The 24,755-nt window shown below is 40.3% G+C and carries 25 protein-coding genes and 1 pseudogene; 8 read left to right on the plus strand and 18 right to left on the minus strand.

Annotation, left to right across the window (positions count from 1 at the left end):
- The first annotated feature begins 51 nt into the window (after positions 1-51).
- Positions 52-1,473, plus strand: a complete 1,422-nt coding sequence (locus DTA23_RS05720; protein ID WP_112374101.1) for an RtcB family protein — start codon at positions 52-54, stop codon at positions 1,471-1,473.
- A gap of 60 nt (positions 1,474-1,533) precedes the next feature.
- On the opposite strand, the gene DTA23_RS05725 is transcribed toward DTA23_RS05720, so the two are convergent.
- The 5 genes from DTA23_RS05725 to DTA23_RS05740 form a co-directional block, all read right to left on the minus strand.
- Positions 1,534-2,826, minus strand: coding sequence for a chloride channel protein (locus DTA23_RS05725; protein WP_239468862.1), 1,293 nt, complete (start codon positions 2,824-2,826; stop codon positions 1,534-1,536).
- Positions 2,827-2,918: 92 nt separating this feature from the next.
- Positions 2,919-3,182 carry a GyrI-like domain-containing protein gene (locus DTA23_RS27440; RefSeq protein ID WP_218565302.1) on the minus strand — a complete coding sequence of 88 codons (264 nt, stop codon included), beginning with the start codon at positions 3,180-3,182 and terminating at the stop codon, positions 2,919-2,921.
- Positions 3,161-3,376: a GyrI-like domain-containing protein gene (locus DTA23_RS27445; RefSeq protein WP_218565303.1), complete on the minus strand. Its 216-nt coding sequence runs from the start codon at positions 3,374-3,376 to the stop codon at positions 3,161-3,163. Before DTA23_RS27445 ends, DTA23_RS27440 begins: the two co-directional genes overlap by 22 nt.
- A 61-nt stretch (positions 3,377-3,437) precedes the next feature.
- A complete protein-coding gene (locus DTA23_RS05735; RefSeq protein ID WP_112374103.1) occupies positions 3,438-4,295 on the minus strand; it encodes a DUF6265 family protein in 858 nt (285 codons plus the stop codon).
- A gap of 31 nt (positions 4,296-4,326) precedes the next feature.
- Entirely contained in the window at positions 4,327-4,884 is a 558-nt protein-coding gene (locus DTA23_RS05740) for a DUF4256 domain-containing protein (RefSeq protein ID WP_112374104.1), read from the minus strand.
- A gap of 133 nt (positions 4,885-5,017) precedes the next feature.
- Between DTA23_RS05740 and DTA23_RS05745 the strand changes: the two genes are divergently transcribed.
- Complete coding sequence (locus tag DTA23_RS05745) at positions 5,018-5,887, plus strand: DUF808 domain-containing protein (protein WP_112374105.1); 870 nt, start codon at positions 5,018-5,020, stop codon at positions 5,885-5,887.
- 75 nt (positions 5,888-5,962) lie between these two features.
- On the opposite strand, the gene DTA23_RS05750 is transcribed toward DTA23_RS05745, so the two are convergent.
- The 5 genes from DTA23_RS05750 to DTA23_RS28550 all read right to left on the minus strand — a co-directional run bounded on the left by DTA23_RS05750 (position 5,963) and on the right by DTA23_RS28550 (position 11,079).
- Positions 5,963-7,348, minus strand: a complete 1,386-nt coding sequence (locus tag DTA23_RS05750; RefSeq protein ID WP_112374106.1) for a WG repeat-containing protein — start codon at positions 7,346-7,348, stop codon at positions 5,963-5,965.
- A 139-nt stretch (positions 7,349-7,487) separates the two neighbouring features.
- Positions 7,488-8,054, minus strand: coding sequence for a pentapeptide repeat-containing protein (locus DTA23_RS05755; protein ID WP_070564014.1), 567 nt, complete (start codon positions 8,052-8,054; stop codon positions 7,488-7,490).
- 446 nt (positions 8,055-8,500) lie between these two features.
- The gene (locus DTA23_RS28540; RefSeq protein WP_256602899.1) at positions 8,501-8,875 is read right to left on the minus strand and encodes a hypothetical protein; all 375 of its coding nucleotides are present in this window, start codon (positions 8,873-8,875) and stop codon (positions 8,501-8,503) included.
- A gap of 46 nt (positions 8,876-8,921) precedes the next feature.
- Positions 8,922-9,332, minus strand: coding sequence for a hypothetical protein (locus DTA23_RS28545; RefSeq protein ID WP_256602900.1), 411 nt, complete (start codon positions 9,330-9,332; stop codon positions 8,922-8,924).
- 121 nt (positions 9,333-9,453) lie between these two features.
- A complete protein-coding gene (locus DTA23_RS28550) occupies positions 9,454-11,079 on the minus strand; it encodes an aconitate hydratase (protein ID WP_256602901.1) in 1,626 nt (541 codons plus the stop codon).
- 262 nt (positions 11,080-11,341) lie between these two features.
- Between DTA23_RS28550 and DTA23_RS05765 the strand changes: the two genes are divergently transcribed.
- The 4 genes from DTA23_RS05765 (at position 11,342) to DTA23_RS05780 (ending at position 15,306) form a co-directional block, all read left to right on the plus strand.
- Complete coding sequence (locus tag DTA23_RS05765; protein WP_112374107.1) at positions 11,342-11,872, plus strand: TlpA family protein disulfide reductase; 531 nt, start codon at positions 11,342-11,344, stop codon at positions 11,870-11,872.
- Between the two features lie 113 nt (positions 11,873-11,985).
- Complete coding sequence (gene metA, locus DTA23_RS05770; RefSeq protein ID WP_112374108.1) at positions 11,986-12,927, plus strand: homoserine O-acetyltransferase MetA; 942 nt, start codon at positions 11,986-11,988, stop codon at positions 12,925-12,927.
- Positions 12,928-12,987: 60 nt separating this feature from the next.
- Entirely contained in the window at positions 12,988-13,197 is a 210-nt protein-coding gene (locus tag DTA23_RS05775; RefSeq protein WP_046673330.1) for a hypothetical protein, read from the plus strand.
- 105 nt (positions 13,198-13,302) lie between these two features.
- Entirely contained in the window at positions 13,303-15,306 is a 2,004-nt protein-coding gene (locus DTA23_RS05780) for a M13 family metallopeptidase (protein WP_112374109.1), read from the plus strand.
- A 75-nt stretch (positions 15,307-15,381) separates the two neighbouring features.
- On the opposite strand, the gene DTA23_RS05785 is transcribed toward DTA23_RS05780, so the two are convergent.
- From DTA23_RS05785 to DTA23_RS05810, 8 genes and pseudogenes are all read right to left on the minus strand, one after another.
- The gene (locus DTA23_RS05785; RefSeq protein WP_112374110.1) at positions 15,382-16,596 is read right to left on the minus strand and encodes an MFS transporter; all 1,215 of its coding nucleotides are present in this window, start codon (positions 16,594-16,596) and stop codon (positions 15,382-15,384) included.
- A 121-nt stretch (positions 16,597-16,717) separates the two neighbouring features.
- Positions 16,718-17,677: a bifunctional metallophosphatase/5'-nucleotidase gene (locus DTA23_RS05790; RefSeq protein WP_112374111.1), complete on the minus strand. Its 960-nt coding sequence runs from the start codon at positions 17,675-17,677 to the stop codon at positions 16,718-16,720.
- Positions 17,655-18,415: pseudogene (locus DTA23_RS30175) on the minus strand (5'-nucleotidase C-terminal domain-containing protein). Before DTA23_RS30175 ends, DTA23_RS05790 begins: the two are co-directional and overlap by 23 nt.
- Positions 18,416-18,560: 145 nt before the next feature.
- A complete protein-coding gene (locus DTA23_RS28565; protein WP_256602908.1) occupies positions 18,561-18,836 on the minus strand; it encodes a hypothetical protein in 276 nt (91 codons plus the stop codon).
- A gap of 34 nt (positions 18,837-18,870) precedes the next feature.
- Positions 18,871-19,032: a hypothetical protein gene (locus tag DTA23_RS28570; protein WP_256602909.1), complete on the minus strand. Its 162-nt coding sequence runs from the start codon at positions 19,030-19,032 to the stop codon at positions 18,871-18,873.
- A 238-nt stretch (positions 19,033-19,270) separates the two neighbouring features.
- Positions 19,271-19,627 (minus strand): EamA family transporter, encoded by a 357-nt coding sequence (locus DTA23_RS28575; RefSeq protein WP_256602910.1) that lies wholly within the window; start codon positions 19,625-19,627, stop codon positions 19,271-19,273.
- Between the two features lie 18 nt (positions 19,628-19,645).
- Complete coding sequence (locus DTA23_RS05805; protein ID WP_046673335.1) at positions 19,646-20,119, minus strand: Lrp/AsnC family transcriptional regulator; 474 nt, start codon at positions 20,117-20,119, stop codon at positions 19,646-19,648.
- A 183-nt stretch (positions 20,120-20,302) separates the two neighbouring features.
- A complete protein-coding gene (locus DTA23_RS05810; RefSeq protein WP_046673336.1) occupies positions 20,303-20,806 on the minus strand; it encodes an FUSC family protein in 504 nt (167 codons plus the stop codon).
- 210 nt (positions 20,807-21,016) lie between these two features.
- On the opposite strand from DTA23_RS05810, the gene DTA23_RS05815 reads away from it, so the two are divergent.
- Together DTA23_RS05815 and DTA23_RS05820 are read left to right on the plus strand one after the other, a co-directional pair.
- A complete protein-coding gene (locus DTA23_RS05815; protein WP_239468863.1) occupies positions 21,017-23,938 on the plus strand; it encodes an FAD-binding and (Fe-S)-binding domain-containing protein in 2,922 nt (973 codons plus the stop codon).
- A 93-nt stretch (positions 23,939-24,031) separates the two neighbouring features.
- Positions 24,032-24,682, plus strand: a complete 651-nt coding sequence (locus tag DTA23_RS05820) for a hypothetical protein (RefSeq protein ID WP_046673338.1) — start codon at positions 24,032-24,034, stop codon at positions 24,680-24,682.
- The last annotated feature ends 73 nt before the right edge of the window (positions 24,683-24,755 follow it).

Below are 24,755 nucleotides of genomic sequence, written 5' to 3' on the forward strand. Positions count from 1 at the left end.
ACCTGCTTTGGAGGAGTTGTAAAGCTACTCTATAAATTAGAAAGTAAGAAAATGGAAAATAAGAGAATAAACGGCAATGACTTAATTGCTTTGGGATATAAAGAAAATCATAGCTTGGGAGTAGCGCTGAAGATCAACAGTAAAAGACACGGTTTTACGCGGGCAGAAATGCTTGAAAAGTTTAAAGCTGTTTTGGAAAATCCGACCAGCTATTCTGATGATGCTGTTTTCGGAATTTTAGCGAGTGCTCTGCTTGGGCAAGAGGCAATTGACAAGTCATTAATTGTCTTGAACGAAAACCCGGCGGATTATACCATTTACGGTTCGTCTGAAATTGAAACAGGGGCGAAAGCACAGATGAATATCGCCATGAAATTACCAGTTTCGGTTGCCGGAGCATTGATGCCAGACGCCCATCAAGGATACGGATTGCCAATCGGAGGAGTTCTGGCGACAAATAATGCCGTGATCCCTTATGGTGTTGGTGTCGATATTGGCTGTCGCATGGCTTTGTCCATCTTTGATCTACCGGGTTCATTTGTGGAGCACAATATAATGACGCTGAAAGATATTATTCTACGAAACAGTAAATTTGGGGCTGGTAATGGATACCTGAGACATGAACGCGTAGATCATGCTGTACTGGAAAACAAATTATTCAATGAGAATAGTTTACTTTCCTCCTTGAAGGATAAAGCCTGGACCCAATTGGGCTCTTCCGGTGGGGGGAATCATTTTGTGGAATTTGGTATAGTCGAATTTGAGGAAAGAGATGAGGTTTTAAACATTGATAGCGGCAGTTATTTGGGTTTGTTGACACATTCGGGTTCAAGAGGAATGGGCGCTACCCTAGCAGCACATTATACCAAGCTGGCCAAATCCGTGTGTAAGTTACCTTATCAAGCGGAAAATCTGGCTTATTTGGACCTGGATAGCCATGAGGGACAGGAGTATTGGCTGGCCATGAATCTCGCTGGCGATTATGCGTCAGCCTGCCACGAAGTGATCCATGACAAGATCACGTTGGCTTTAGGAGCTGAATTGTTGGCGAAAGTTGAAAATCACCACAATTTTGCATGGAAGGAAACTTGGAATGGTCAAGATGTTATTGTACACCGAAAGGGTGCGACGCCCGCTGCAAAAGGGGTAATGGGGATTATTCCGGGCTCCATGGCGACACCAGGGTTTTTGGTTCGCGGAAAAGGGGAGTCGAATGCTATACAATCGGCATCTCATGGGGCAGGTCGACTGATGAGCCGTACACAAGCGATTAAAACCTTATCTTCCCATGACCTTCATGCGATGCTTAAAGATCAAGGTGTTATGCTGCTTGGAGCAGGGATGGATGAAGCGCCGATGGCCTATAAAGACATCCACACTGTCATGGCTTCACAAAAAGATCTTGTTGATGTCGTGGCAAAATTTTCGCCCAAGATTGTCCGCATGGCAGATGATGGGAGCAGAGAAGACTAATGGCAAGAAAAAGCGGCTCAGATTGATGTCTGAGCCGCTTTCGTATTTAATTTCTTTTGATTACCTGGCCGTCGCCACTTCCTTATAGGTGTATACGTTATAAGGATATAGTTTTTTAGCTAGCGTTTTCGCAATAAAACTGCTGATGAGTAGGGGGGCTAGTAATAAATATCCGGAAGGAACAAGGCTTGCAATAATAAAGATCGCCGTGAAAGGTGCATGTATAGCCGCAGAAAGCATTGCTGCAGCACCAAAAAGGGCAAAATTAATAACCACCAATTGTGTGCCTAGATAATGGTTGCAAAGCTGTGCAAACAAAACGCCTAACAATGCACCTGTAACAATACTGGGGGCAAAAACGCCGCCGTCACCACCAGCACCTAGCGTCAGAGAAGCCACAAAAGGTTTTAAGAGAACAAGCAGGATCAACGGAAGAAAGTAAAGTAAATTGACAGAATCATGCAGACTGCTTTTTAGAACCTCTCCAAGACCATGATAGCTGTCGCCATAGAGTACCGGTAAGAAAAAGATAAATGTTCCAACGGTGATTGCACCCAAGTTGACACGGATAAAATTACTTTTTATGCCTGCAAAATAGGACTTCGCATAAATTACCGTTTTAGTAAAATATAATGCTAAAATCCCGCCAATCAATCCCAAAATAGCGACAAAAGGGATCGCTTGCCATCGCCATGCTTTTACCTCAAATGTAAACAAAGGACTTGCGTCAAGATAATAGACAAATACGGAAGCCAGGGCCATTGAAGTTAGTCCGCTAATGAGCAAGGTCTTGTTATATCTGCGTGCAATTACCTCAAAAGCAAAAAGAAAACCACCCAATGCACTTCCAAACAAAAGGGTGACTCCAGCGATTACGCCAGCGCAGATCAACTCGGTTTTGTAAGCCCAAGCTGGATGTAATCGCTTATACGCTTGGTTACCCACCGTGGCTGATGCAACAACTGTAGAAACTTCAACACCGGTTGACCCACCAAAAACTACCGTTAGAAAACCATTGATATAATGTGAAGGAATCTTAAAAAAAGGTAAATGGTCTTTTCTTGTTTCTAGTGTCGTATAAATTTCTTTGATCCCTTTGTTTTTTCTGTTTTGAAAAGCGTATTTCCGTAAGAAGTAAATCGCTGTAATACCTATGCTGGGTAAAACAATAAAAAGTTTGGCATCCCAGGAAGATACACTTTCAAACAATACTTCCTGTACATAAGCTGTGCTGTGTTTGAGGCTGTATGCCAATACACAACAAACGATACTGACGAGCGCTGAACTTCCAATTAATTTTAGATAGCTATATCGAACAACTTTTTTTCTGTATGTCGTATTGCCTTGCATCATGTTTTTCTTTAAATCGGCACAAAGGTAAGGGTTATTTAGTTTAAAATAAACGATAAATACCTTAACACATACGTTTTGTTACGATAAAGACCCTAATGAATGCCTATGTATATATCCACCTTTGCATCGTGTGGGTTTTGGGCTTTTTCGCCATATATTTCGAGGTCTGCGGCATACGTTCTGGGTAAATCCGAACGCCATATCCTTTGCCAAGTTTCATAAACGATGCCATCTTCCAAATTTCCTTCTGCTGTAAAATGTCGGTAATGGTTTTCAGCGATATGAATACCGTCCAAGTCTTCGGGTAGTTCTTCAAGATTGCTGACTTTACAGCCTAATAAAGTCGTATAAGGCAATGTGTGATCTTTTCATATTCGGTATAGATACAATAGAGTTCGTTGGATATCTTGTTGGGAATACGGCTCAACACATCTTCTTTAAAAAAGCGGGCCCAAAGTTCTGGAATGTCTTTCGCCGCCTGCCCATTTTGGTTGCTTGTACGGATGGCAAGACCTATTATACTGAATGAAGGGATTATTTTATTATTCATTTCGCTTAGTTTTCCCCAAAGTTAGATCGGCCAATGACAACCCTATGTCATGACCAAAGGGCTAATGTTGTTTTTTCCAGATTTTATCTACTTGGGACAGATATTCTGCCAAGGCAGCTGAACCATACCAGGGGTAAAACGAAGCTTCTAAGAGGCCGTTTTTTATCGCTGGATCGTTCTCTAAAATATGCTTTGCCGCATCAGTTGAAGCCATGTTATTTAAGATAAAAAGGCCCCGAAAGTTGTCGTCATTTTTTCCAAATGGGCCAGCAACAATCAATTGCCCATTTTTTACGAGACGATTGATATTTTCCATGTGACCTTTGAAACATTCATTAATGAATTGTTTGTCTGTTGTTTTATTCTCGCCAGTTTTGAGGAGGACAAAGATGTAGGATTTCATTCCATAATCATCAGCCCCCAATTTTTTTGCGAGCTCTTGATCGTAATTTGGGTTTCCTTCAGTCGTGGTCGGTGCAATTCTGCTCGCATAAAAAGACCTGGCTCTTCCCGATTTTCCTTCCACTACAATGTGAAGTCGGTTTGTGGCGACTGGTGTGTACCGAATGTAATTGGGGAAATCATGGGCCTCATTGATAAACGAATAGGTACTATCCTGATAACTTAGCTCAAAATTGACTTCTTTTCCATGGTTTTGTCCGATGACCAGTGCTGTGTATACAACTTTATCCTTTATTTTGGTCAATTTTAGGTATTCACTGACGATCTTTTGCCCATTTTTCAACGTATAGGAAAGTCCCTTTAATTCGTGTTCATTTATACGATCCCATTGTTCGTATTGCTCTTTATTGTCCACCTTCCATGTCCCTTCCAAGAACGATGGAAAAGATACTTGTGAAAAAAGCGGTTGGGCAGCTCCCCAGCAAAAGAGCAGGGTGGCTATTACAATTGTTTTCATATAGGTTTTAAATTTTGAAGGTTAGGGACTTTTAAAGAAAAAGTATGCAGCGAAATCCACGTGCGGCATAATAGGAGATTGCGCCATTATGATAGGTAAAGACTTGGTTGTAACGTCGGTCACAGAATAAGGCACCTCCAAGCTTGCGGATGGCATCTGGTGTTTGTATCCAGCTGGAAGTTTTTAAATCAAATTCACCTAATTGTTGAAGTTGGCGATATTGTTCTTCATTCAGTAGCTCAGTCCCCATTTTCTTAGCTTCTTCCACAGCATTCCCAATAGGCTTGTTTTCTTTCCTTTCATCCATGGCTCTTTGGTCAAAACAGAGGCTTCTTCTTCCTTTGGGACTTTCTTCAGTACAATCCACAAAAGCATACTGTTCTTTGTTTGCATCAATCAGAATAAGGTCGGGTTCGCCAGCGCTCTTTTCCATTTGGAACAAGCTCCACAATTTCTTGGGATTTTCAAGTAATTTATGCGCAACATCATCCCAACTGATCTGTGGATGTCTTTTAGGAAATTTCTGAAACCTTTGTTTTAGTGTTTCAAGTAGCATTGACTGTTCCTGCAGTGTAAGTGAATTTTTCATAACGGTTGTCCTTGTGGTATTAAAATTACGTATTTAAATCAAATGTAATGTAGCTTAATATTACAAATGGATTAAATTCTTTAGTTCAAAATTGAATTAAATTTATATTTTTACGTTCAATTTTTATATAAGTATGGCTTCAGGAATATTTGCAATACTAGATGATATTGCAGCGTTGATGGATGATGTAGCAGTGGCGAGCAAAATCGCAACAAAAAAAACTGCTGGAATCTTAGGTGACGATTTAGCGGTAAATGCAGAGAAAGCGACTGGTTTTTTGGCTTCACGTGAGCTCCCAGTTTTATGGGCAATTACAAAGGGTTCGCTGCTCAATAAGTTGATCATTGTACCTATTGCTTTATTACTGAACGTCTTTTTTCCAATTGCCATCAAATATATTTTAATTTTGGGTGGTTTCTACCTTGCTTTTGAAGGTGTTGAAAAGATTATTGAATACCTGTTTCACCGCAAACATGCTACAGAAGAAACGAAAGTAGAGACTGTCGTTGCTGAAAACTCAGTTGCTGTTGAAAAAGCGAAGGTAAAATCGGCTATCACGACAGATTTTATTCTTTCCGTGGAGATCGTCATTATCGCTTTAGGAACAGTTCTTGGAAAAAGCTTGTCCTTACAAATTATTACGGTTTCGGTTGTTGCTTTTTTAGCCACAGTTGGAGTCTATGGTATTGTGGCACTTATCGTTCGGATGGACGATGCGGGTTATAAATTGATTAAAACCTCCCGTGAGAAAGGCCCTGTAGCGAGTTTAGGTCGTTTTTTAGTCCGCGCACTGCCTTTTGTTATCAAGTTATTGGCTGTGGTTGGTACATTTGCTTTAATTTTAGTTTCAGGCGGAATATTTGCGCATTATATTGATTTCTTACATCACGCGCTACCCGCTCTGCCAAGCATGCTAAAAGAGCTGTTATTTGGCCTAGGTGGAGGCATAATTGTGGTGATTTTATTTACGATCGGCAAAATGCTGTTTAAAAAGAAAAAATAACCTTATACTGATCATTGATGATCAGCAACCAAAAAGGCAACAGATCTATCTGTTGCCTTTTTTGGTTGCTGATGTTTAAATTATATCTGTTGCCTCTGCCGCAGCATCTATTTCCACACGTTCGCCTTTTGTATTAATCAAAATTACATCGTCCGAATCCGCTAATGAAACAGAAGCCACGCCATCGCTGAACGAGGTAGCTCCACTGTATATAAATGGTATTGCAACTTTTCCCTGACCCTCTAAATACCCATACTTTCCACCTTTGCTTGCAAGGAAAAGATTGGGTTCTTCGGTAATTGAAATCAAATCGTAGTCGGGCGCAACGATTTTATTGGTCTTAATATCAGTAAGATTATACTTGTCGTTTTCAATGCTGACGAAATGCGTTGCAATGTTTTCAGAAATAAAGCTATACGTTGCCGGGACAATTATTTTACCCGCTTGATTCAATATGCCATATTTATCTTTCACTTGAAATACAGCATAGCCCCCGTTAATGAATGATATCATATCATAATTTGCTGGGATCAAAATTTTACCAGACTTATCCATGACCCCATATTTTTCGTTTAGTCCAAAAACCAGTTGGCCAAGATGGTCATCGTAACCTAAATAATCGTATCGGAAGGGGAGGATTGGTTTACCGGTGAGATTAATGGCACCATATTTTTCATCTTTATATTGAACTATACTCAGGTCGCCAACAAATGGAGCAATGTAAAGGTATTGTGCTGGCACAATTGTTTTTTCATCGCCGTCTTTTACCCCCAAAAGGCTAGTTGCAGCATCTTCAAATAAATAGAGATTTTCAGCAATCTGGTTGCTATCTTCCGCATCCTCTTCGTCATCATAAATGGATGCTACTTGTTCATAATCCTCAGGTACAATAAAATCCTTTTCGTCCAGTTGGCTATCGGTGATGTTCTGCGCAATCATATTCATGCCAAGCGGTGTTGTTAGCTGCAGCACAGCCCCAGGTATTTTTTTGAACAGATCAAAGCCCTCCCAATAGGCGACTGGCAGTTTATCGCTATACCAAATCGATAGGGTACTGTTTTCCGCGTTATCTTCCGAAATAGGAATTTCTACCTGCGCTAGTTTGCAGGGATAACCAGCGATCATTTTCGTCTGGTTTGGGACGAGTTTGATCGCATGTGAGCTAAGCTCATTTTCTTTCACGACATATTTTGCCAGTCCTGGGTATAATATAACCGATTGCTCTTCATTTTTTTTAACGAGAAAGATGGACTCTTCGCCGTCTCCGGAAGCCGATACAACTTTTATTTTATCATTGTTAACATAAGCTTCGTAGACAGAAACTGGAGCTGCTTGAGCTTCTTCGCTGGGATCGACGGAATAGGTAATGGCATAGTTGATCTTGAATGCTTTATTGATTTGTGCAAACGACATGCTGCTGGCCGCCAAGATAGCTACGAACGATAGGGATATTTTTTTCATCTTCTTAAACTTTGAAAGACAAATATCCTGATTCAATGTAAGGTGTTATATCCCTGAAATCCGTTATTTAATGATAAATCGAAATCGAGCCGATCTCATGCAACGATCTTCAGGCCCTTATCAAACCCCATTCTGAGATTTAATCGATGGCCAACTGATATTTAAGCAATAGTCCAGGCAGCTGTTCCCGACCAAATTTACTTTTTTTCATGCGATTGGCCTCGGGATCGAGCTGGATGTTGATGGAGGACCGAAAATCACAGCCTTCGAGATTGCTTTGTATAAAACGGGCATTTAACAAATTCGCTTTTCTAAACACCGCCTGTTGCAGATTAGCTCGTTCAAAATCCACATGTTGCAACGAACAGTGATCAAACTGAAATTTCTTTATATTTCGTTCAAAAAAAGAGGAGTAATCCAATACCGAGTTGCTGAAATTAACATGAAAGGAAAATGAACTACATTCATTAAAGTGTATACCTAGCATTTTGCAGTCATTAAAGACAACATGATCTAGTTGTGTGCCCTTCAGACTGACGTTGGAAAGATTACACGATTTAAATTCACAATTTGTGAAAATGAGGTCTAACAGTTCCGCGCTCTGAAAATCACATTGCTCAAAGGTGCATTTGTAGAATTCCTGAACTTGTTTCAGTTCAGGAGTCCATGTTTGTTTCGTGATTGTTTGTTCGATAAGTTCTTTCATTCTGTATGCTGTTGGCATTGATCTTAGCGAAAATAAACAATTCTCCCGAATGATTTTACTTTAAAATGAAGTGAATGCGCTACATCCGATTATATGCAAAATACCTGATTTCAGGGATAAAAAGGGTAATTTTTTCCAATTATATTTGGCATAGCCATAAAACATAATTCTGGGGGCAAGACTGAAGTATTGTAGAACTCTGGTAGGTTTTAATATAGTTGTTAAAGGGCACTCTATAGAGTGCCCTTTACTTTTTTAGCTATTTCGATTCTTCAATTTGCCGAATATTAGTTGTTTTTTAAATATTGCCGTAGCACATATTGCAGAATACCGTCATTCTTAAAATACTCGATTTCAATGGCAGAATCGAGTCTTGCTTTCACTTGAAATGTGGTTGTTTTTCCATTGTTCATGCACCGCCTTTACCGAGAGGAGTTTATGGGGTGTTAAATCGTTCGCAAGTCCCGTGATGCTATAGATTTGTTCCATCTAGTCCTAATTCTCTGCATTTTCGTCATTGATAACACAAGTGGTGCTACCCCCATACCGACAAGATTACTTCGGTGAATACGCTCAAAACTTTCAGCAATAACCGCCCGTACGCCGAGCAGGAATGTTCCCTTTGCAGCCCAATCTCTTGAGGAGCCCGAACCATACTCTTTTCCTGCCAGCACAATGAGTGCAGTGTTGTTTTTTCGATATTCCATTGCGGTTTCATATACCGTCTTCACCTCATTGCTTGGGAAATAACGGCTAAATCCACCTTCACGATCAGTAATTTTGTTTTTAATACGCACATTGGCAAATGTTCCACGCATCATAACTTCGTGGTTCCCACGTCTAGATCCATACGAATTAAAATCTTCTTTACTTACCTGATGTCGCTGAGGTATTGCCCAGCCGCAGTTTCTTCTTTGAATGACCCTGCAGGTGAGATATGATCCGTTGTAACCGAATCACCAAGATAAAGTAACACCCTTGCATTTTGGATGTCTTGTATCGATTTGGTACAGCCTGTAAATTTTCAAAAAAAGGTGATTCTTTAATGTAGGTAGACGTGTTGTCCCACTGGTAATTTTGATCCAGATTCACTTCAAGTTCTTGCCAGTCTGTTGAACCATCGAAGATGACATCATAAACTTCTTGAAAATCCGATTGTTTGACGCAGGGCATTGACGTTTCCATAATATCCTCGCGGCTCGGCCAAATATCTTTCAGATATACGGGCTCACCATTCGGGGTCGTAGTCGAGCGGCTCCTCCAAAAGATTAATATCAACTCTTCCGACTAACGCATAGGCAACAACAAGCATCGGCGACATTAAAAAGTTCATTTTTACCTGAGGATGCACACGCGCTCAAAATTTCGGTTACCAGACAATACCGATGCGACAATGAGTTCACCTTTTTCCACTGCCTCTGCTATTTGTGGTTGGAAGAGGACCCGAGTTTCCAATACAGGAGGTACAACCGTAACCCACCGTGTGAAAACGCAGGGCATCGAGATCAGCACTAAGTCCTGATCTTTCAAGGTATTGTGTAACGACTTTTGAACCAGGGGCTAAGGAGGTCTTTACCCAGGATTTGGTCCGCAGTCCACGCTCGATAGCGTTACGGGCCAATAATCCTGCGCCGATCATCACAGTAGGGTTCGACGTATTGGTACAGCTTGTTATGGCGGCAATGGCAATACTGCCATCACTGACAATATATTCTTTATGATTGTGCTTGATGCGCACAGCATGAATAGACTCTTGGATAACTTCATGCGGTGAATCATGTTCAATAGGTACCTTACCAAAGGTAAACTCCGTACCAGACCCGCCGTCGGCAAGCCAAGCAGATTCCGATCGCTGTAGAACAGGGATATACTGTCGATGGTGTTCGCTATCCAAGAGATGTGAAAATGTAGTTTTTAGATCTTTCACAAGAATTTTATCCTGAGGTCGCTTAGGGCCGGATACAGTTGGCTCCAGACTTGATAAATTGAATTCAACAACCGACGAATATTGAATTTCTTCCTTGCCTGTCCGCCAAAGTAAATTGCTTTTACAATAATCTTCAACAATTTTAATCTGTTCGGCACTTCGATTGGTGCTATGCATGTATTCAAGGGTTCGGTCATCGATCGGAAAATAGGTAACCGTACAGCCGAATTCTGGTGACATATTGGATATTGTCGCACGATCTGTCACCGAAAGGCTGTCCAATCCATCGCCAAATACTTCAACAAATTTGCCCACAACACCTGTATCACGAAGTATTTTTGTGATGGAAAGAACCATGTCCGTCGCGGTGCATGTCGCTGGTATTTTGCCCGTAAGTTTAAGGCCGATAACCTCGGGGCAGGTGAAAAAGATGGGTTGTCCAAGCATGGCTGCCTCGGCCTCAATACCACCAACTCCCCAACCTAATACACCAATACCATTGACCATTGGTGTATGCGAATCTGTCCCTACTAATGTGTCAGGAAAAAGCCAATTGTCACGTTCAATGACTCCTTTGGCAAGATATTCCAAGTTGACCTGATGGCAGATACCCATACCTGGGGGAACAACGGTAAAATTTTTTAATCCTTTCTGTGCCCATTTAAGGAGTTCATAACGCTCACGGTTGCGTTCATATTCCAACTCGACATTCTTGTCATACGAGTACTGTGTACCAAAGTAGTCGACCTGAACGGAATGATCAATGACCAGATCCACCGGGATAGCAGGATTTATTTTTTGTCCATCCTTGCCATGACGGATAAATTCGGCACGTAGTGATGCCATATCGACTACAGCAGGTACTCCGGTGAAATCCTGCATTAAAATTCTGGCCGGTTTGAAGGGGATATCTTTGTCAACAGGTTGTGGAGTCCAATGAATCAGGGTATTGACATGCTCGTCTGTGATACTGAATCCATCATGGTTTCGCAATACATTTTTCCAGTAGTATCCGGATGCTGAACGGTAGGTGCATAACATTACCTTGAGGGAGATCTTTAATAGAACTATACTGGTAAACTTTTCCGTTAATTTCAATTTCTTGTATTGATTTCTCTTTGCTCATATTCATTCACTTATTTTCATACTATATAATATACATATCCCTAAATTTGTTTGTAATATCTTTTACACTTACCTTTTCGCTTTCGTATTCTAACACCGAATTTTAAACCTCCATTGCCGCTGAAAAAATCCGTTAAAAAAACGCGTGAAAAAATTCGATTAATTTTCTGCTATAAAAGCAATCAAATTAGGATACAAACGTTATGGTAATGTTTAAGCTTAGTTAAAGTGTTATATGACAAAAAAAGTAAATTATAGTCTCCTTTTATTGGTTAGTTTGTTGTTTTGCAATCCATTTTTGGTTAAAGCAAGCAAGCATTGTGTGGTCGAGGAGGAGAATAAGAGCAGAACCGAAGGATACAATCTTAGTTTTAGGAACAGTAAAAACAATATATTGAGCCTAAACCAGCTCAAAGGAAAAGTTGTGGTTATTAATTTATGGGCGACATGGTGTCCACCATGTCTTGCTGAGATGCCTTCCTTGGATCAACTCTATAAGGACTTTAAGGGCAACGATGCTATTGTTATTTTGGCTGTCGATATCGATGGAAATCTTAGCGCTTCGCGGAAGTTTATGGCGAAAAGAAAATATAGTCTACCGGTCTATCAATTAAATTCGGCTTTACCCAAAGAATTGAGTACCACAAGCATACCAACAACGATTATTTTGGATAAGGCTGGTAAGCTGGTCATTAAACACGTAGGTGGAATGAACTTTGGGTCGCAGAAATTCAGAAAATCCCTATTGGATTTAAGCAAGGAATAGCTTTTGGTCTTGGAGACTATAACAATATAATGGAAGATAATTTATGTTTCATTTAGCATTTATGGCATTTTCTTGCTAATTTTGCATGCTAATTGTATAAGGAGAAATTATCTATGCCGGTCAAACTTCCTAATAACCTTCCTGCCATTGAGCTGTTGAAAAAGGAGAATATATTTGTCATGAGTGATTTAAGAGCAAATGAGCAGGATATCAGACCGCTTCGTGTTTTGGTACTGAACTTAATGCCGCTTAAAATTACGACAGAGACAGATTTTATTCGTTTGCTGTCAAATAATCCTTTGCAGGTGGAAATGGAATTTTTGCGACTTGAAACGCATGTTTCAAAGAATACCCCCGAAGAGCATTTGGAAATGTTTTACAAGAGCTTGACCGAGGTTAAGGAGAATTTCTACGACGGAATGATTATTACGGGGGCTCCAGTTGAAATGGTTGCTTTTGAGGAAGTGACCTACTGGGATGAAATTCAGACCATCTTCGACTGGGCAAGGACCCATGTAACATCAAGTTTGTATATCTGTTGGGCGTCTCAAGCTGCATTGTATCATTTCTATGGTGTAGAGAAGAAGCCATTAACGGAAAAACTTTTTGGTGTATTTAAGCACACTGCGTTAAACAAAAGACATCCTTTATTCCGTGGATTTGACGATGAGTTCTTTATACCGCACAGCCGCCATACAACAATTGAGAAGGATGATCTCCTGGTAAAAGAGGGTTTAGAAATTCTTTCAGAATCGCCAGAAGCCGGTATTGCTATCGTTTCTTCACGCGGGGGACGCGAGTTTTATTTGACGGGACATTCAGAATATGCTCCTTTTACACTGGATGAAGAGTATAAAAGAGACTTAGAAAAAGGGCAGGAGATTGCTATGCCGGCAAATTATTATGTTGATGACAACCCCGAAAATCGCCCTCTGGTGCGCTGGACAAGTCATGCGAATCTTCTTTTCAATAATTGGTTGAATTACTTTGTGTATCAAGAAACTCCTTTTGATCTAAAAGACGTGGTTTATTTAGGCGAAATCAAACAAGGATAATTTAATTCCTTCAAACAAAAACAGCTAAAAGAGTATTCTATTCATATGAAGTGATTAAATATGAAAAAGACTGCTTTAATAGTTTGTCCTGTTTTTTCAGTTTTTTTATTGAAAGCACAGGTTACCCTGGAAGAGAATCAAAAGCTTAAAGAAGCGAATGGGACGTTATGGTATGCTAATCCGTGGATTTGGATTGCCGGTGTCGCACTGTTTCTACTGATTTTTATCCTTGTACTACGTAAATCAACACGCAATAAAACCAAGACTTAATTATCCCCATTAATTTTAGTTGCGATTAGAATCCCAATTGTTGCATTAACAATAGAAGAACTTTGCTTAAGTTTGTGTATAGCGATAGACAAACTAAATTTTTATATGAAGAAAAATCTACTTTTAGCAGCTTTGTTGACCTGCGGCTCATTGGCGGGCCAAGCGCAAAACAACGCAATCAATGTGAGTTACATGGACAAGAGTGTTCGTCCTCAAGATGACTTTTATAATTTTGTGAATGGACACTGGATGAAAACAGTCAAAATGCCCTCTGATAAAGCACGTTGGGGTTCTTTCGACGAATTGCGTGAAAACACCGATATTGCTACGTTGAAGGTCTTGCAAGAATCGCTAACTGGACAATTCCAAAAGGGTACAGACAATCAGAAGATAGGTGATTTGTATAAATCATTTGTGGATATGAAAACACGTAATAAACTTGGTTTAGAACCTGTTAAACCTTATCTTGCTAAAATTGCAGCAATTAAAAATTTTGATGATTTATACAACTATCTTGTTGAGGTAGCACCGATTGGTGGAAATCCTTTTTTTAGTGGCTATGTATATGCGCATCTTAAAAATTCCGATGTTAATACAGTATACCTCGGCGGAGGAAGTCTGGGGCTTGGACGTTCTTATTATCAAGTAAAAGATAAGAAGAACGAAGAAACGTTAACGGATTATTCAAATTATATTTCTGCACTTTATGCTAAATCAGGCCAAATTACGAAGGATTTAAAAGGTCCAAAAATTGTCGCCTTTGAAAAGCAGCTGGCGGCAAACCTTAAAACCGTTGAGCAATCACGCGATGCAAATGGGCGATATAATCCGATCGCTGTAGCCGATCTAAAAAAGATTGTGAAAAACGTCGATATTGCAAAGTACCTAAAGGATGTCGGTTTTAAGGCTGATACTGTTATTGTACCGGAAATAAAGTATTACGAAAATTTGGATCGGGTTTTCAACCCTGAAAATCTACCGGTGATCAAAGAGCTATTGACATTTCATATTTTAAATAATGCAGCGTCATATACTACTCAGGAGTTAAATGATCTGTATTTTGATTTCTGGGGTCGTAAGTTAAAAGGACAAAAGGAGCAGCGTGCTCTGGACAAGCGCGGTGTGGAATTTGTCAATTCGATCGCAGGTGAGTTATTAGGGAAATTGTATGTGAAAGAAAACTTCCCTCCAAAGGCCAAAGCTGAAGCGGAAGAGCTTGTAAGCTACCTCGTTAAATCTTTCGGGCAGCATATCAAGGGATTGACTTGGATGTCGGATGAAACGAAAGTAAAGGCATTGGACAAACTGACTAAGTTTAAAGTTAAAATTGGTTACCCGGATAAATGGAAAGATTTTAGCAAACTTGATGTTGGGACATCGTTGTATGAAAATGTATTAGCTTCGAGTAAATGGGCATTTTACCGGAATTTGGCGAAACAAGATAAGCCAGTGGACAAATCTGAATGGGGGATGACTCCACAGACTGTGAACGCTTACTATAGTGCACTGTTTAATGAGATTGTCTTTCCAGCAGCGATTCTTCAGCCGCCATTCTATGATTATAAAGCTGATGCTGCAGTTAATTTCGGCGGTATTGGTGCGGTAATTGGTCACGAACTTTCGCACGGATTTGACGACCAGGGTGCGAAATACGATGGGAATGGAAACCTGAACAATTGGTGGAGCGACAGTGATAAGGCGAAATTTGAAGCAGCGGCTGATGCTTTGGTACGTCAGTTTGAGTCCTACGAACCTGTACCAGGTGTTTTTGTGAACGGTCGCTTTACATTAGGGGAGAATATTGGGGATTTAGGTGGCTCATCAGTGGCTTTTGATGCATTGCAACTCTATCTGAACGATAAGGGAAATCCTGGTTTAATAGATGGTTTTACACAGGACCAGCGCTTTTTCCTTTCCTGGGCAACGATTTGGAGAACGAAAACTACCGATGAGTTTGTGGTCAATCAAGTAAAAACTGATCCACATTCTCCAGCACAGTACCGTGCTTTTGCCCCAATCATTAACCTAGATGCTTTCCATAAGGCTTGGGATACAAAGAACGGCGACAAAATGTTTGTTCCGGTCGATAAACGTATCAAAATTTGGTAGGTTTCAGGCGTGTTTAATGAAAAACGGGTGTATCTCACATGAGCATACACCCGTTTTTCATTTCTCAAGTGTAGGTTACTTCATCCATCTCAGAACCAAGTAGAATCCGATCGCCGTAGCAGATAAGGTTAATGCGGTTGCCCACCATAAGGTTGTAAAACCGAAGGAATCGACAATGCTAGTCCCTAAAAGCGGCGAAAATATATTTGCAGCTGAAAATGCCAACGAATTGAACCCCATGTATGCTCCTTGTGTTTTAGGTGTCGAACGGTTAACAGAAACCGTTGCCATAAATGGTAGTGTCAGCATCTCGCCAAGGCCGAAGATAAAGAATGTGAAATATAACCACCCGAGTCCACCTGAAAAATTTAACATGGCATAAGAGCTGGCACATAAAAATGTTCCAAAGACGAGCGTGCTTATAAGCGAGAATCTTTTTTCAGCTATATGGACAATGAACATCTCCAGTAATACGATAACGAATCCACTCCAGCCGAGTAGAAATCCGATTTGGTGATCATTCAAATGGTGAACTTCTCGGTAGAAAATAGGTAACGTTGTGATCAACTGAAAGAAACAGAATGAGAAAATGCAACAAAAGATATTGAATAAGACAAAAGGCAGGTCGGTATAGGGATTTCGTGTCTTTTGAGGTAATTCGTTTTCAGCAGTAATCTCTTTTTTAGATTTAATATCGCTTCTTTTTTCTCGTTTATGAAAAAAGACAAAGAAAATCACTGCAGCGCAAAGGACGGCAAAAGAATTTCCATAAAAGATCCAATTGAATGAGATGGTGGCCAAAAATCCAGCCACCGCCGGGCCGATTGAAAATCCCAGATTTATGGCAAGACGATTCAATGAAAAGGCGCGCGTGATATTTTCGGGTTTAGCGTAACTTGCCACTGACACGGAGTTTGCAGGTCTGAAGGCATCAAAGATTAAGCTTAACGTAAAAATCATGATGGATAAGGACTGTACCTCTTTGAAATGTGGGATCAGTAAGAATAAAGGGGCCGCCAATACCAGACTTCCGAACTGAACCTTGAAGCTGCCAATCCGGTCAGTCAGCCAGCCACCAATATAGGAACCACAAACGGAGCCGAATCCATAACTCATCAATACCACACCGACCTGTTTAATGTCAAAATGTAGAACCTGGGTCATGTAGAGGCCAAGAAAGGGAATCACCATACTTCCCATTCTATTAATGAGCATCACTATGGCAAGTAGCCATGCGGCTTGAGACAGTCCCTTAAAGGAGTCGAGGTAAATCGATAAAATTCTTTTCATTGAATGACGAATCAGCGTGTATAGACCGTATAAGTTTTTACTTCATACGTCTTCTTATAGTATTGGTAAAAAAAATGCCAAATTGATTAGTCAACTTGGCATTTGTTAAAATTAGATTATATTATGCCAACATGGACTCCGGAATTGTCGGATTGACCTGATAGGTACTTGCGACCATTTGTTTCTTGTCAGACCCTGGTTCCATAATAAAGTCAATACGTCCTAGATTAATTCCAGCAAAACCGACTTGATTCACAACGGTCTTTGTTCCTTTTAAATTTGTAACCAGTGTTGGTTCATTTAAGAAGGTGTGCGTATGTCCTCCGATAATGAGATCAATGTCTGAGGTTTTGGCGGCAAGGATCAGATCCGACACCTTGTCGTTTTCATATTGATAGCCCAAATGCGATAAACAGATGACCAAATCACATTTGTGTTTTTCTTTCAATGTGCGGACCACCTTGTTGGAAACTTCAATAGGATCCAAATATTTCATTCCCCTGAAGTTATTGGGGTCAACCAATCCCTCAATATCTACCCCTAGTCCAAACACGCCTATTTTTATTCCACCTTTATGGAATATGGTATAATCTTGGGTTCTGCCCTCCAATACGGTTCCTTTGAAGTCGTAATTTGCCGTTAAGAACGGAAATTTAGCGTGATCCAGGTACTTTACAAGACCGTCAAGACCATTGTCAAATTCATGATTTCCAAATGTCCCGGCATCATAACCTAACTTTGTCATGAGGTCAAGTTCAAGTTTTCCTCCAAAAAGATTAAAATAGGGGGTACCTTGAAACATATCGCCTGCATCGAGTAATAGAAGATGTTCTTCTTCTTTGCGGATTTTATTGATCAGTGTACTTCGGCGCGCAACACCAGCTAATCCCTGATATTTCCCGCCGTCCATTGGAAACGGTTCAATACGGCTATGAACATCGTTGGTATGTAAAATTGTAAGTTTTACCTTTTTGCTCTTCGCGTCGACTTGAAAAGGAAGTGATCCCAAAGCAACTGCAACAGAAAATCCACCAACTTGCTTGATAAAAGATCTTCGGTTAATTGATTTTAATTCTTCCATCTAATTCTGCATTTACTTTTTTGCCTTCTTTTGTTAATTCGCTCACATATTCAATCAAACCTTCACGCATGCGTTGCGGATAATTAGCCCGGGATACAGGTTGTGTCAACAGGCTGAGGTTGTCACCACCATTGGCAAGATAATCATAGGTCACTAATTTATATAACTTATTGTCTTCAATAGCTTGACCTTTGATCTTTATGTCCTGAGCTTTGTTGCCCGTAATTGTCAACGTCATTCCGGCTATAGGTTGTCCATGTGTTGTAGCAATATAGTCAGCCAGCTGACGAATCTGACTACCTTTGAGCTCGAGTATCGTCAATGTGTTCTCAAAGGGCATAACCTCAAAATATGTCCTACTGTAATATCGCCTGCTTTAAGATCATTTCGGATACCACCTTTTGTTGCGAACGCCAAATCCGCGGGGTTATGGGCATTGTGTTCACTCATCCACAACAAGGCTTCACAAAAAAAATTGCCCATTAATGTTTCCGCTGTTTTCTCTTTTGTCAATGCCTTGTCCGCATGTCCAATCACACGATTCATCTCCGCTTCCATTTTGTGTTTGAAGGGTTCGTAGATTGACACGACTGCAGGATCAGCTTGCATATCGCTATTGATATGATATTGTTGGAAATCTTTTTGCGTTGGATGGAGTTGTTTTGTACAACCTGTAATCATCAAAAGCGAAGCGACACCAAGGCTACCAATAAAGGCAATTTGCTTCGAAATATTCATTCTTTTTAATTTAACCAAATAGTACGCAAAGTTAGCCAATTATATATGAACAAATCTTATCCAATGTTAGCTAATTTTTAAAAACAACAAAAGCTTAACATTGTTACACGTTAAGCTTTGCCCATATAATTAGAAAAATAACAACCTAATGAACTAATTCCGTCTCAGGAATATGTTTGTTGTCCGTTTGGGGATCCGCTGCTATCAAACGCTCTAAACTATTCTCCTGCTGAAGGATCTTTTTCCTTTTGCTGCGCGAGGACAGCTTGGTACGATATGCTTTCCAGTTCATTAATAGGACCGAGAATAGAATAACCGCTAGTCCAACAATTTGCAATGAGGTCACCACATGCGAAGTAAAAAAATGACTTAATATAAGTGCAATAATTGGGTTCACATAAGCATAGGTACTTACTTCCATTGCTGGACGTACCTGCAATAACCAAATATACGAGCTAAAAAGCAAGGATGGAACCAAATGTGATTAAATACCCCAAGTTAAACCAGTCAATAGGTGCTACACTGCTCAGTGTAAATGATGCATATTCACCGGTAAATAGCGCCGTGATATTAAAGAGAACACCTGCGGTAACCATTTGCCAAGCAGTCTTCACCATAACATGCAGGTCCTCTTTTTCTTCTTTTCGGATTTTTTAAAATACTTGGAAATCAATGAACCTACAGTCCAAGCGATAGAACCAATACCAAAATAGATAGGGCAATTACCTTAAGCGTACCGTCTGTATGATCATTGGTCGCCATGATCTGTTCAGCGAAAAGCATCACAACACCACAGAAACCTATGCTACACCAGCAACCGTGCTAATGCTGCTAAAGTTTTTCTTTCACTTGGGTTTATCCAATAAAATAAACCAAGATTGCAGCGGCTGCGGCAATAATAGCGGCAACACCACCAGACACATATTGCTCGGCCCAGATAACCCCGGCCATATCGACAAAGAGCAATAAAAAACCTACGATTGCGGCCTCTTGAATAGAACGCTTGTTAAATAATCTATACCCTTTTATAGCACAATATGTCATTAGAATTGCACTGGCTGCAACAAATCGAAACGAACCCAAAATAAATGGGGGGAAACTATGCAACGCTTTTTCTATAAAGAAAAAGGTCGAGCCCCATACCACATAAATAATGAAATAAGCAACTACAACCATTAATGGGCTAGCAGCCTTTTTTTGTCCTTGCAACATGATTAAACCTCCTTTCTATTACTCAGGTATGACAACCTGCTGATCTTCCTTGACAGTCTGAAGTACAATTGTTGTCCGCGTTGAAATAATACCTTCCACTTTACTTAAGGTATTTCGCATGAGATCCACTAAACCTGTAGAATCCGCAGTTCTTACTTTAATAAGGTAACCATCGTCACCTGCAATGTCGTGTACCTCTTGAACTTCAGGGATTTCCGCAAGTGCCAACCCTACACCCTGTTCGCCAATAATATCATTGGCTTTGATAAAAATAAACGATAAAAGTTTCTGATCGACCGCGGCAGGATTGATCTTGGCACTATACTTTAAAATCACATCTTTTTGCTCGAGCTTCTTTACGCGCTCGAGGATCGCCGATGGTGCCATGCCTAATTCTCTTGCGATGTCAGCATTGTTGATCCGTCCATTATCCTGCATTAGGCGCAAGATTTTATAGTCGACCTGGTCTAAATTATATTCTACTTTTGTCATTTCGACTGCAAAGGTAGGCAAAAAAGTATAAAATTCAAAATTGTATATAAAATTCTGAATATAATTCTGAGTGATCGGAAATTTGAGTGAATTTTATTCTTATTTATAAGAAAGAAATCTTGACCATTTGGGCTATGGTACTGAAGGTAAGTATATTGCCTTTTAGACAGGTAGGCGTATAACTCAACAATTGTACCTTTTTCTTAATTTCAGAATAATATTACTCGTTGACAGGATGACGCCCAATCCAATCAGACAACCTAAGCACACACAGCCAAAGCGATCCAAAGCGGCGAAGTAAGAGCGACTTTGCTGTTCGTGAAGGTAGACGATAATGAGTGCCACCATGGATGTCCTTGCCACAGCCATAATATTGAGTAGCTTGCATGTAATCAATGATGCAACAATACCGATAATCATGGCATAGAGTTGCGAAATGGGAACGAAATATAGACTGAGACCAATTGCTGATCCTATAAAGTTGGATTTAGCCCGGTCGATGGCTATTTTTTTCGACTCATTCTCTTGCGGTGAAATGACCAATATAATGGAGATTAGTGTCCAGGAAACCGAATATTGGGGAAAAGATACGAAAAGGGGATAACCTATAAGGAAGCCAATCAATACCCGGATGGTGTATATAATAAAATCAGAATGCAGCGTATAGCGAAGGAATAGATTACGCATATAAGATATGAATCGTTAATTTAAATGATGTAGCGCCACAAAAATACGTGCATTGTCGGAAGGAACGAAATAAAATTGACTTTTATGGTAATTTGTTTGATTTTGCGTTTTTATGCGTTTTTTGTTTTTGATTTGGGTATTTCTTGCAATCTTCTCTTTTTCCGATGGATAAATTTGACTAAATTTGTTTCATACATAAATGCAGATTAAGTGAAAGATCAAAATCAATTAGCCTTATTAGCGTCTCAACTCAAAGGGGAGCTCTATTATACTCATGAAACGAAGGACCAAACGATGTTGCTTGCCTATTCGACAGATGCATCTGTTTATCAAGAAAAACCCTTGGCCGTAGCCATACCCGTCGATCATGATGATATCAAAAAAATAATTGATTTTGCGCGGCACAACGGTGTCACAATCATACCACGTACCGCCGGCACTTCTTTAGCTGGTCAGGTAGTAGGCAATGGCATTATCATGGATATTTCTCGTCATTTTAACCATATACTTGAACTTAATGTCGACGAGCAGTGGGTTCGGGTACAACCTGGTGTGATCCGTGACGACTTGAATAATTATCTTAAACCGTTCGGACTGATGTTTGGCCCTGAAACTTCGACTGCAAGCCGTGCTATGGTAGGTGGAATGATTGGCAATAACTCTTCGGGTCTGCATTCGATTGTTTGGGGCGATACACGACACAATTTGATTTCGGCCAATGTACTTTTGGACGACTGTTCTGAAGTGACCTTTGAAGCAGTTGATGAAGCAGCCTATTTTAATAAATTATTATTAGCTGGTCGTGAGGGGGATATCTACCGTAATATGAATGCATTATTGACAGACTCCGAGCATTTAAGCGCCATTGAAGCGGGCTATCCAAAACGATCTATCACGCGCAGAAATACCGGTTATGCTTTGGATATCCTTGCCGATCGCTCGACACCTTTCAATATGTGTAATTTGTTGGCAGGGTCCGAAGGAACGCTGGCTATTGTTACAGAAGCGAAACTCAAACTGATGCCCTTACCACCGCAGGAACTAGGCTTACTTTGTGTTCATTTTGCGGATATGGTAGAGTGTATGCACGGTAATGTGGTAGCCTTAGCGCACAAGCCGGAAGCATCCGAATTGGTAGATAAATACATCATGGATTTTACGGTTGGGCATCCAACTTATAAGTATAATCGTTTTTTTATTGAGGGTGATCCCCAGGCTTTATTAATTGTTGAGTTTAGGGGGCAGACAGCCGCTGAAACAGAGGCAAAAGCGATGGCTCTGAAAGCGGACCTTGTAGCCCGCGGGCTTGGTTATGCTTATCCCTACATTACGGGTATTGAACAGACCAATTTGGTTTGGGATGTACGCAAGGCAGGACTGGGGCTAATTCGCAATTTACCCGGGGATAGTCAACCTGTAAATTTGATTGAAGATTGTGCGGTGTCGCCTGAAGATTTACCTGCTTACGTGCGTGATATCCAAAAACTTTTGGTGGAAGAGGGGGTGCATGCATCCTATTATGCGCACGCGGGAGCCGGGGAACTACATATTGAGCCCTTTGTGAATTTGAAAACAGCAGCAGGGAAGCGTACATTTCGTTCAATCCTCGAAAAAACCAGCGACCTTGTATTAAAATATAACGGTTCACTGAGTGGTGAGCACGGTGATGGTCGTCTGCGCGGCGAATTTATCGGCAAAGTGCTTGGTGAAAAAGTCTACAAATTGCTTGAAGATGTAAAATATATCTTTGATCCACAGGGCGTTTTTAATGCAAATAAAATTGTCAACACGCCGCCAATGGATTCTCATTTACGTTATGACAACGATAGCAACCGAACAGAAATAAAGACCTATTTCGATTTTTCTAAAGATGAGTCTATTCTTCGGTTGGCGGAGAAGTGTTCTGGTTCGGGAGATTGCCGAAAGACTGAAATTACCGGTGGAACAATGTGCCCTTCATTCATGGCTACGCGCGATGAAAAAGATACGACACGGGCGCGGGCAAATATGTTGCGTCAATTTTTAACGAATTCCCCAAAGAAAAATCGTTTCGATCATGAGGAGATCAAAGAGGTCATGGATCTCTGTTTAAGCTGCAAAGGCTGTAAGACGGAGTGTCCTTCCAGTGTGGATGTGGCCAAAATGAAAGCCGAATTTTTGCAGCACTATTATGATGAGCATGGTGCGGGATTTAGAACAAAATTAATCGCTAATTTCACCCAGTCTCAGAAACTCGGATCTTGGGTTGCGCCCATTTACAACTTTGTGGTCAAAAATGATTTCTTGTCAGGAGTAGTCAAAAAAACAGTAGGATTTGCGCCAAAGCGTTCCTTACCTACAGTCAATGGAACGACTTTAACCCAATGGGTAAAAAAACAAGCAGTGGCAAGTGATAGTAAGCGTCGGGTTTACCTTTTTTCGGATGAATTTACCGAATATAATGATGCCGAGATCGGCATTACCGCATATAAGTTGCTGACTGCCTTGGGGTATGAAGTAGTCATTCCAAAACATGTGCAAAGCGGGCGGACTTATCTTTCTAAAGGCTTTGTGAAAAAAGCAAAGGAGATTGCGAATCAAAATATCCATTTCTTAAAGGGACTAATTACGGATGATACGCCACTTTTAGGCGTTGAACCCTCCGGGATAATTACATTTCGAGATGAGTATTTAAGTTTAGTCGATGATGATTTACGTGTTGACGCACAAAAAATAGCCAAAAATGCGCTGATGATTGACGAATTTCTGTTGAATGAAATGAAAGCGGGACGTATTCATTCAGAACAGTTTACGTCGGAAACGAAAAAGGTAAAGCTTCATGGCCACTGTTATCAAAAGGCTTTTCATCTCGTTACTGTTACGGAACAGGTCCTATCATTTCCGACGAACTTTAGCGTAGAAACAATTCCTTCGGGTTGTTGTGGTATGGCAGGATCATTTGGTTATGAGGCTGAACATTATGATATCTCGATGAAAGTAGCCGAATTGGTTTTATTACCAACCATACGCCAAACAGAACCTGGTACTTTAATTGCCGCAGCGGGTACTTCTTGCAGACATCAGATTAAAGATGGTGTAGGAAGAAAATCTTATCATCCTGTGGAAATTTTATACGATGCTTTATTGAAATAAAATAAAAACATTGCTAATAGTTGTTTGTTATCAGTAATAATGGTAATATTATAAGAGCAATATTCATTAATAACTGATAACAAACAATTCAATATGTACAAGATTCAATCTATAGCATTTCTTGCGACCGCTACGGTGCTGATGGCTAGTTGCGGAAATTCCAATCAAAAGAAAACTGATGGAAGTGATACAACAACGGTGAACAAAATTGAAGGTGTAAAAATCGAACAATTTACGAATGGTTCACCGGGCGCAGAAAAGAAGAACTTTTTTCTACGTATTACAGATGAAATTAAAACGGATTCAAGCCGTATTTATATCACAAAATCTCTTTACAAACAGGATACTGTAGGAGCGAAGTTTGAGGTTGTAGATTTTATACCCGCAGGTATAATAGATGGCCAACCGAGTGATGAAGTCGGCTTTACCAAAGGTAAGATTAGAATCTCGTCGTCGGGTCAACAGTCTGACAATTTAATTAAAGCATTAGGTGATTTATTTCAAATAGCTACCACTGATTCTTTTACAAAAGATGTAATTCTTCCAAATGTGTTTTCATCCAATAAGGTGAATGCTGATTTGTCCAAAAAAACAGCGTACAGCTTTAAACTATTTTTGGACAATAAAAAAGCTGCTCCAGCGGAGCTCTTCTTTAATGTAGACACCTATAAGCATTCGATCGAGTTTTCGGAGAAAGATCCTTCGTTCCGGGCTGGATTATTGTCAGCGTTGACCGGTAAGTAGTGAAGCTGTGACTTGTGCCGCTACTTCGATGCGCCCTAAGTTATATGCTCAGATGTAGTGTATAGATTGATCA

The sequence above is a fragment of the Sphingobacterium multivorum genome (assembly GCF_900457465.1).
Lineage (GTDB): Bacteria > Bacteroidota > Bacteroidia > Sphingobacteriales > Sphingobacteriaceae > Sphingobacterium > Sphingobacterium multivorum.

Coding starts and splice junctions, on each gene's coding strand:
- DTA23_RS05820 (WP_046673338.1), top strand. CDS start 24,032: ATGTACAAGATTCAATCTATAGCATTTCTTGCGACCGCTACGGTGCTG.
- DTA23_RS05805 (WP_046673335.1), bottom strand. CDS start 20,119: ATGACAAAAGTAGAATATAATTTAGACCAGGTCGACTATAAAATCTTG.
- DTA23_RS28570 (WP_256602909.1), bottom strand. CDS start 19,032: ATGGTGAAGACTGCTTGGCAAATGGTTACCGCAGGTGTTCTCTTTAAT.
- DTA23_RS05785 (WP_112374110.1), bottom strand. CDS start 16,596: ATGAAAAGAATTTTATCGATTTACCTCGACTCCTTTAAGGGACTGTCT.
- DTA23_RS27445 (WP_218565303.1), bottom strand. CDS start 3,376: ATGAATAATAAAATAATCCCTTCATTCAGTATAATAGGTCTTGCCATC.
- DTA23_RS28540 (WP_256602899.1), bottom strand. CDS start 8,875: ATGATGCGTGGAACATTTGCCAATGTGCGTATTAAAAACAAAATTACT.
- DTA23_RS05765 (WP_112374107.1), top strand. CDS start 11,342: ATGACAAAAAAAGTAAATTATAGTCTCCTTTTATTGGTTAGTTTGTTG.
- DTA23_RS05720 (WP_112374101.1), top strand. CDS start 52: ATGGAAAATAAGAGAATAAACGGCAATGACTTAATTGCTTTGGGATAT.
- metA (WP_112374108.1), top strand. CDS start 11,986: ATGCCGGTCAAACTTCCTAATAACCTTCCTGCCATTGAGCTGTTGAAA.
- DTA23_RS05790 (WP_112374111.1), bottom strand. CDS start 17,677: ATGGAAGAATTAAAATCAATTAACCGAAGATCTTTTATCAAGCAAGTT.
- DTA23_RS05755 (WP_070564014.1), bottom strand. CDS start 8,054: ATGAAAGAACTTATCGAACAAACAATCACGAAACAAACATGGACTCCT.
- DTA23_RS28575 (WP_256602910.1), bottom strand. CDS start 19,627: ATGTTGCAAGGACAAAAAAAGGCTGCTAGCCCATTAATGGTTGTAGTT.
- DTA23_RS05735 (WP_112374103.1), bottom strand. CDS start 4,295: ATGAAAACAATTGTAATAGCCACCCTGCTCTTTTGCTGGGGAGCTGCC.
- DTA23_RS05725 (WP_239468862.1), bottom strand. CDS start 2,826: ATGATGCAAGGCAATACGACATACAGAAAAAAAGTTGTTCGATATAGC.
- DTA23_RS05780 (WP_112374109.1), top strand. CDS start 13,303: ATGAAGAAAAATCTACTTTTAGCAGCTTTGTTGACCTGCGGCTCATTG.
- DTA23_RS28565 (WP_256602908.1), bottom strand. CDS start 18,836: ATGGAAGTAAGTACCTATGCTTATGTGAACCCAATTATTGCACTTATA.
- DTA23_RS05775 (WP_046673330.1), top strand. CDS start 12,988: ATGAAAAAGACTGCTTTAATAGTTTGTCCTGTTTTTTCAGTTTTTTTA.
- DTA23_RS05810 (WP_046673336.1), bottom strand. CDS start 20,806: ATGCGTAATCTATTCCTTCGCTATACGCTGCATTCTGATTTTATTATA.
- DTA23_RS05740 (WP_112374104.1), bottom strand. CDS start 4,884: ATGAAAAATTCACTTACACTGCAGGAACAGTCAATGCTACTTGAAACA.
- DTA23_RS05750 (WP_112374106.1), bottom strand. CDS start 7,348: ATGAAAAAAATATCCCTATCGTTCGTAGCTATCTTGGCGGCCAGCAGC.
- DTA23_RS05745 (WP_112374105.1), top strand. CDS start 5,018: ATGGCTTCAGGAATATTTGCAATACTAGATGATATTGCAGCGTTGATG.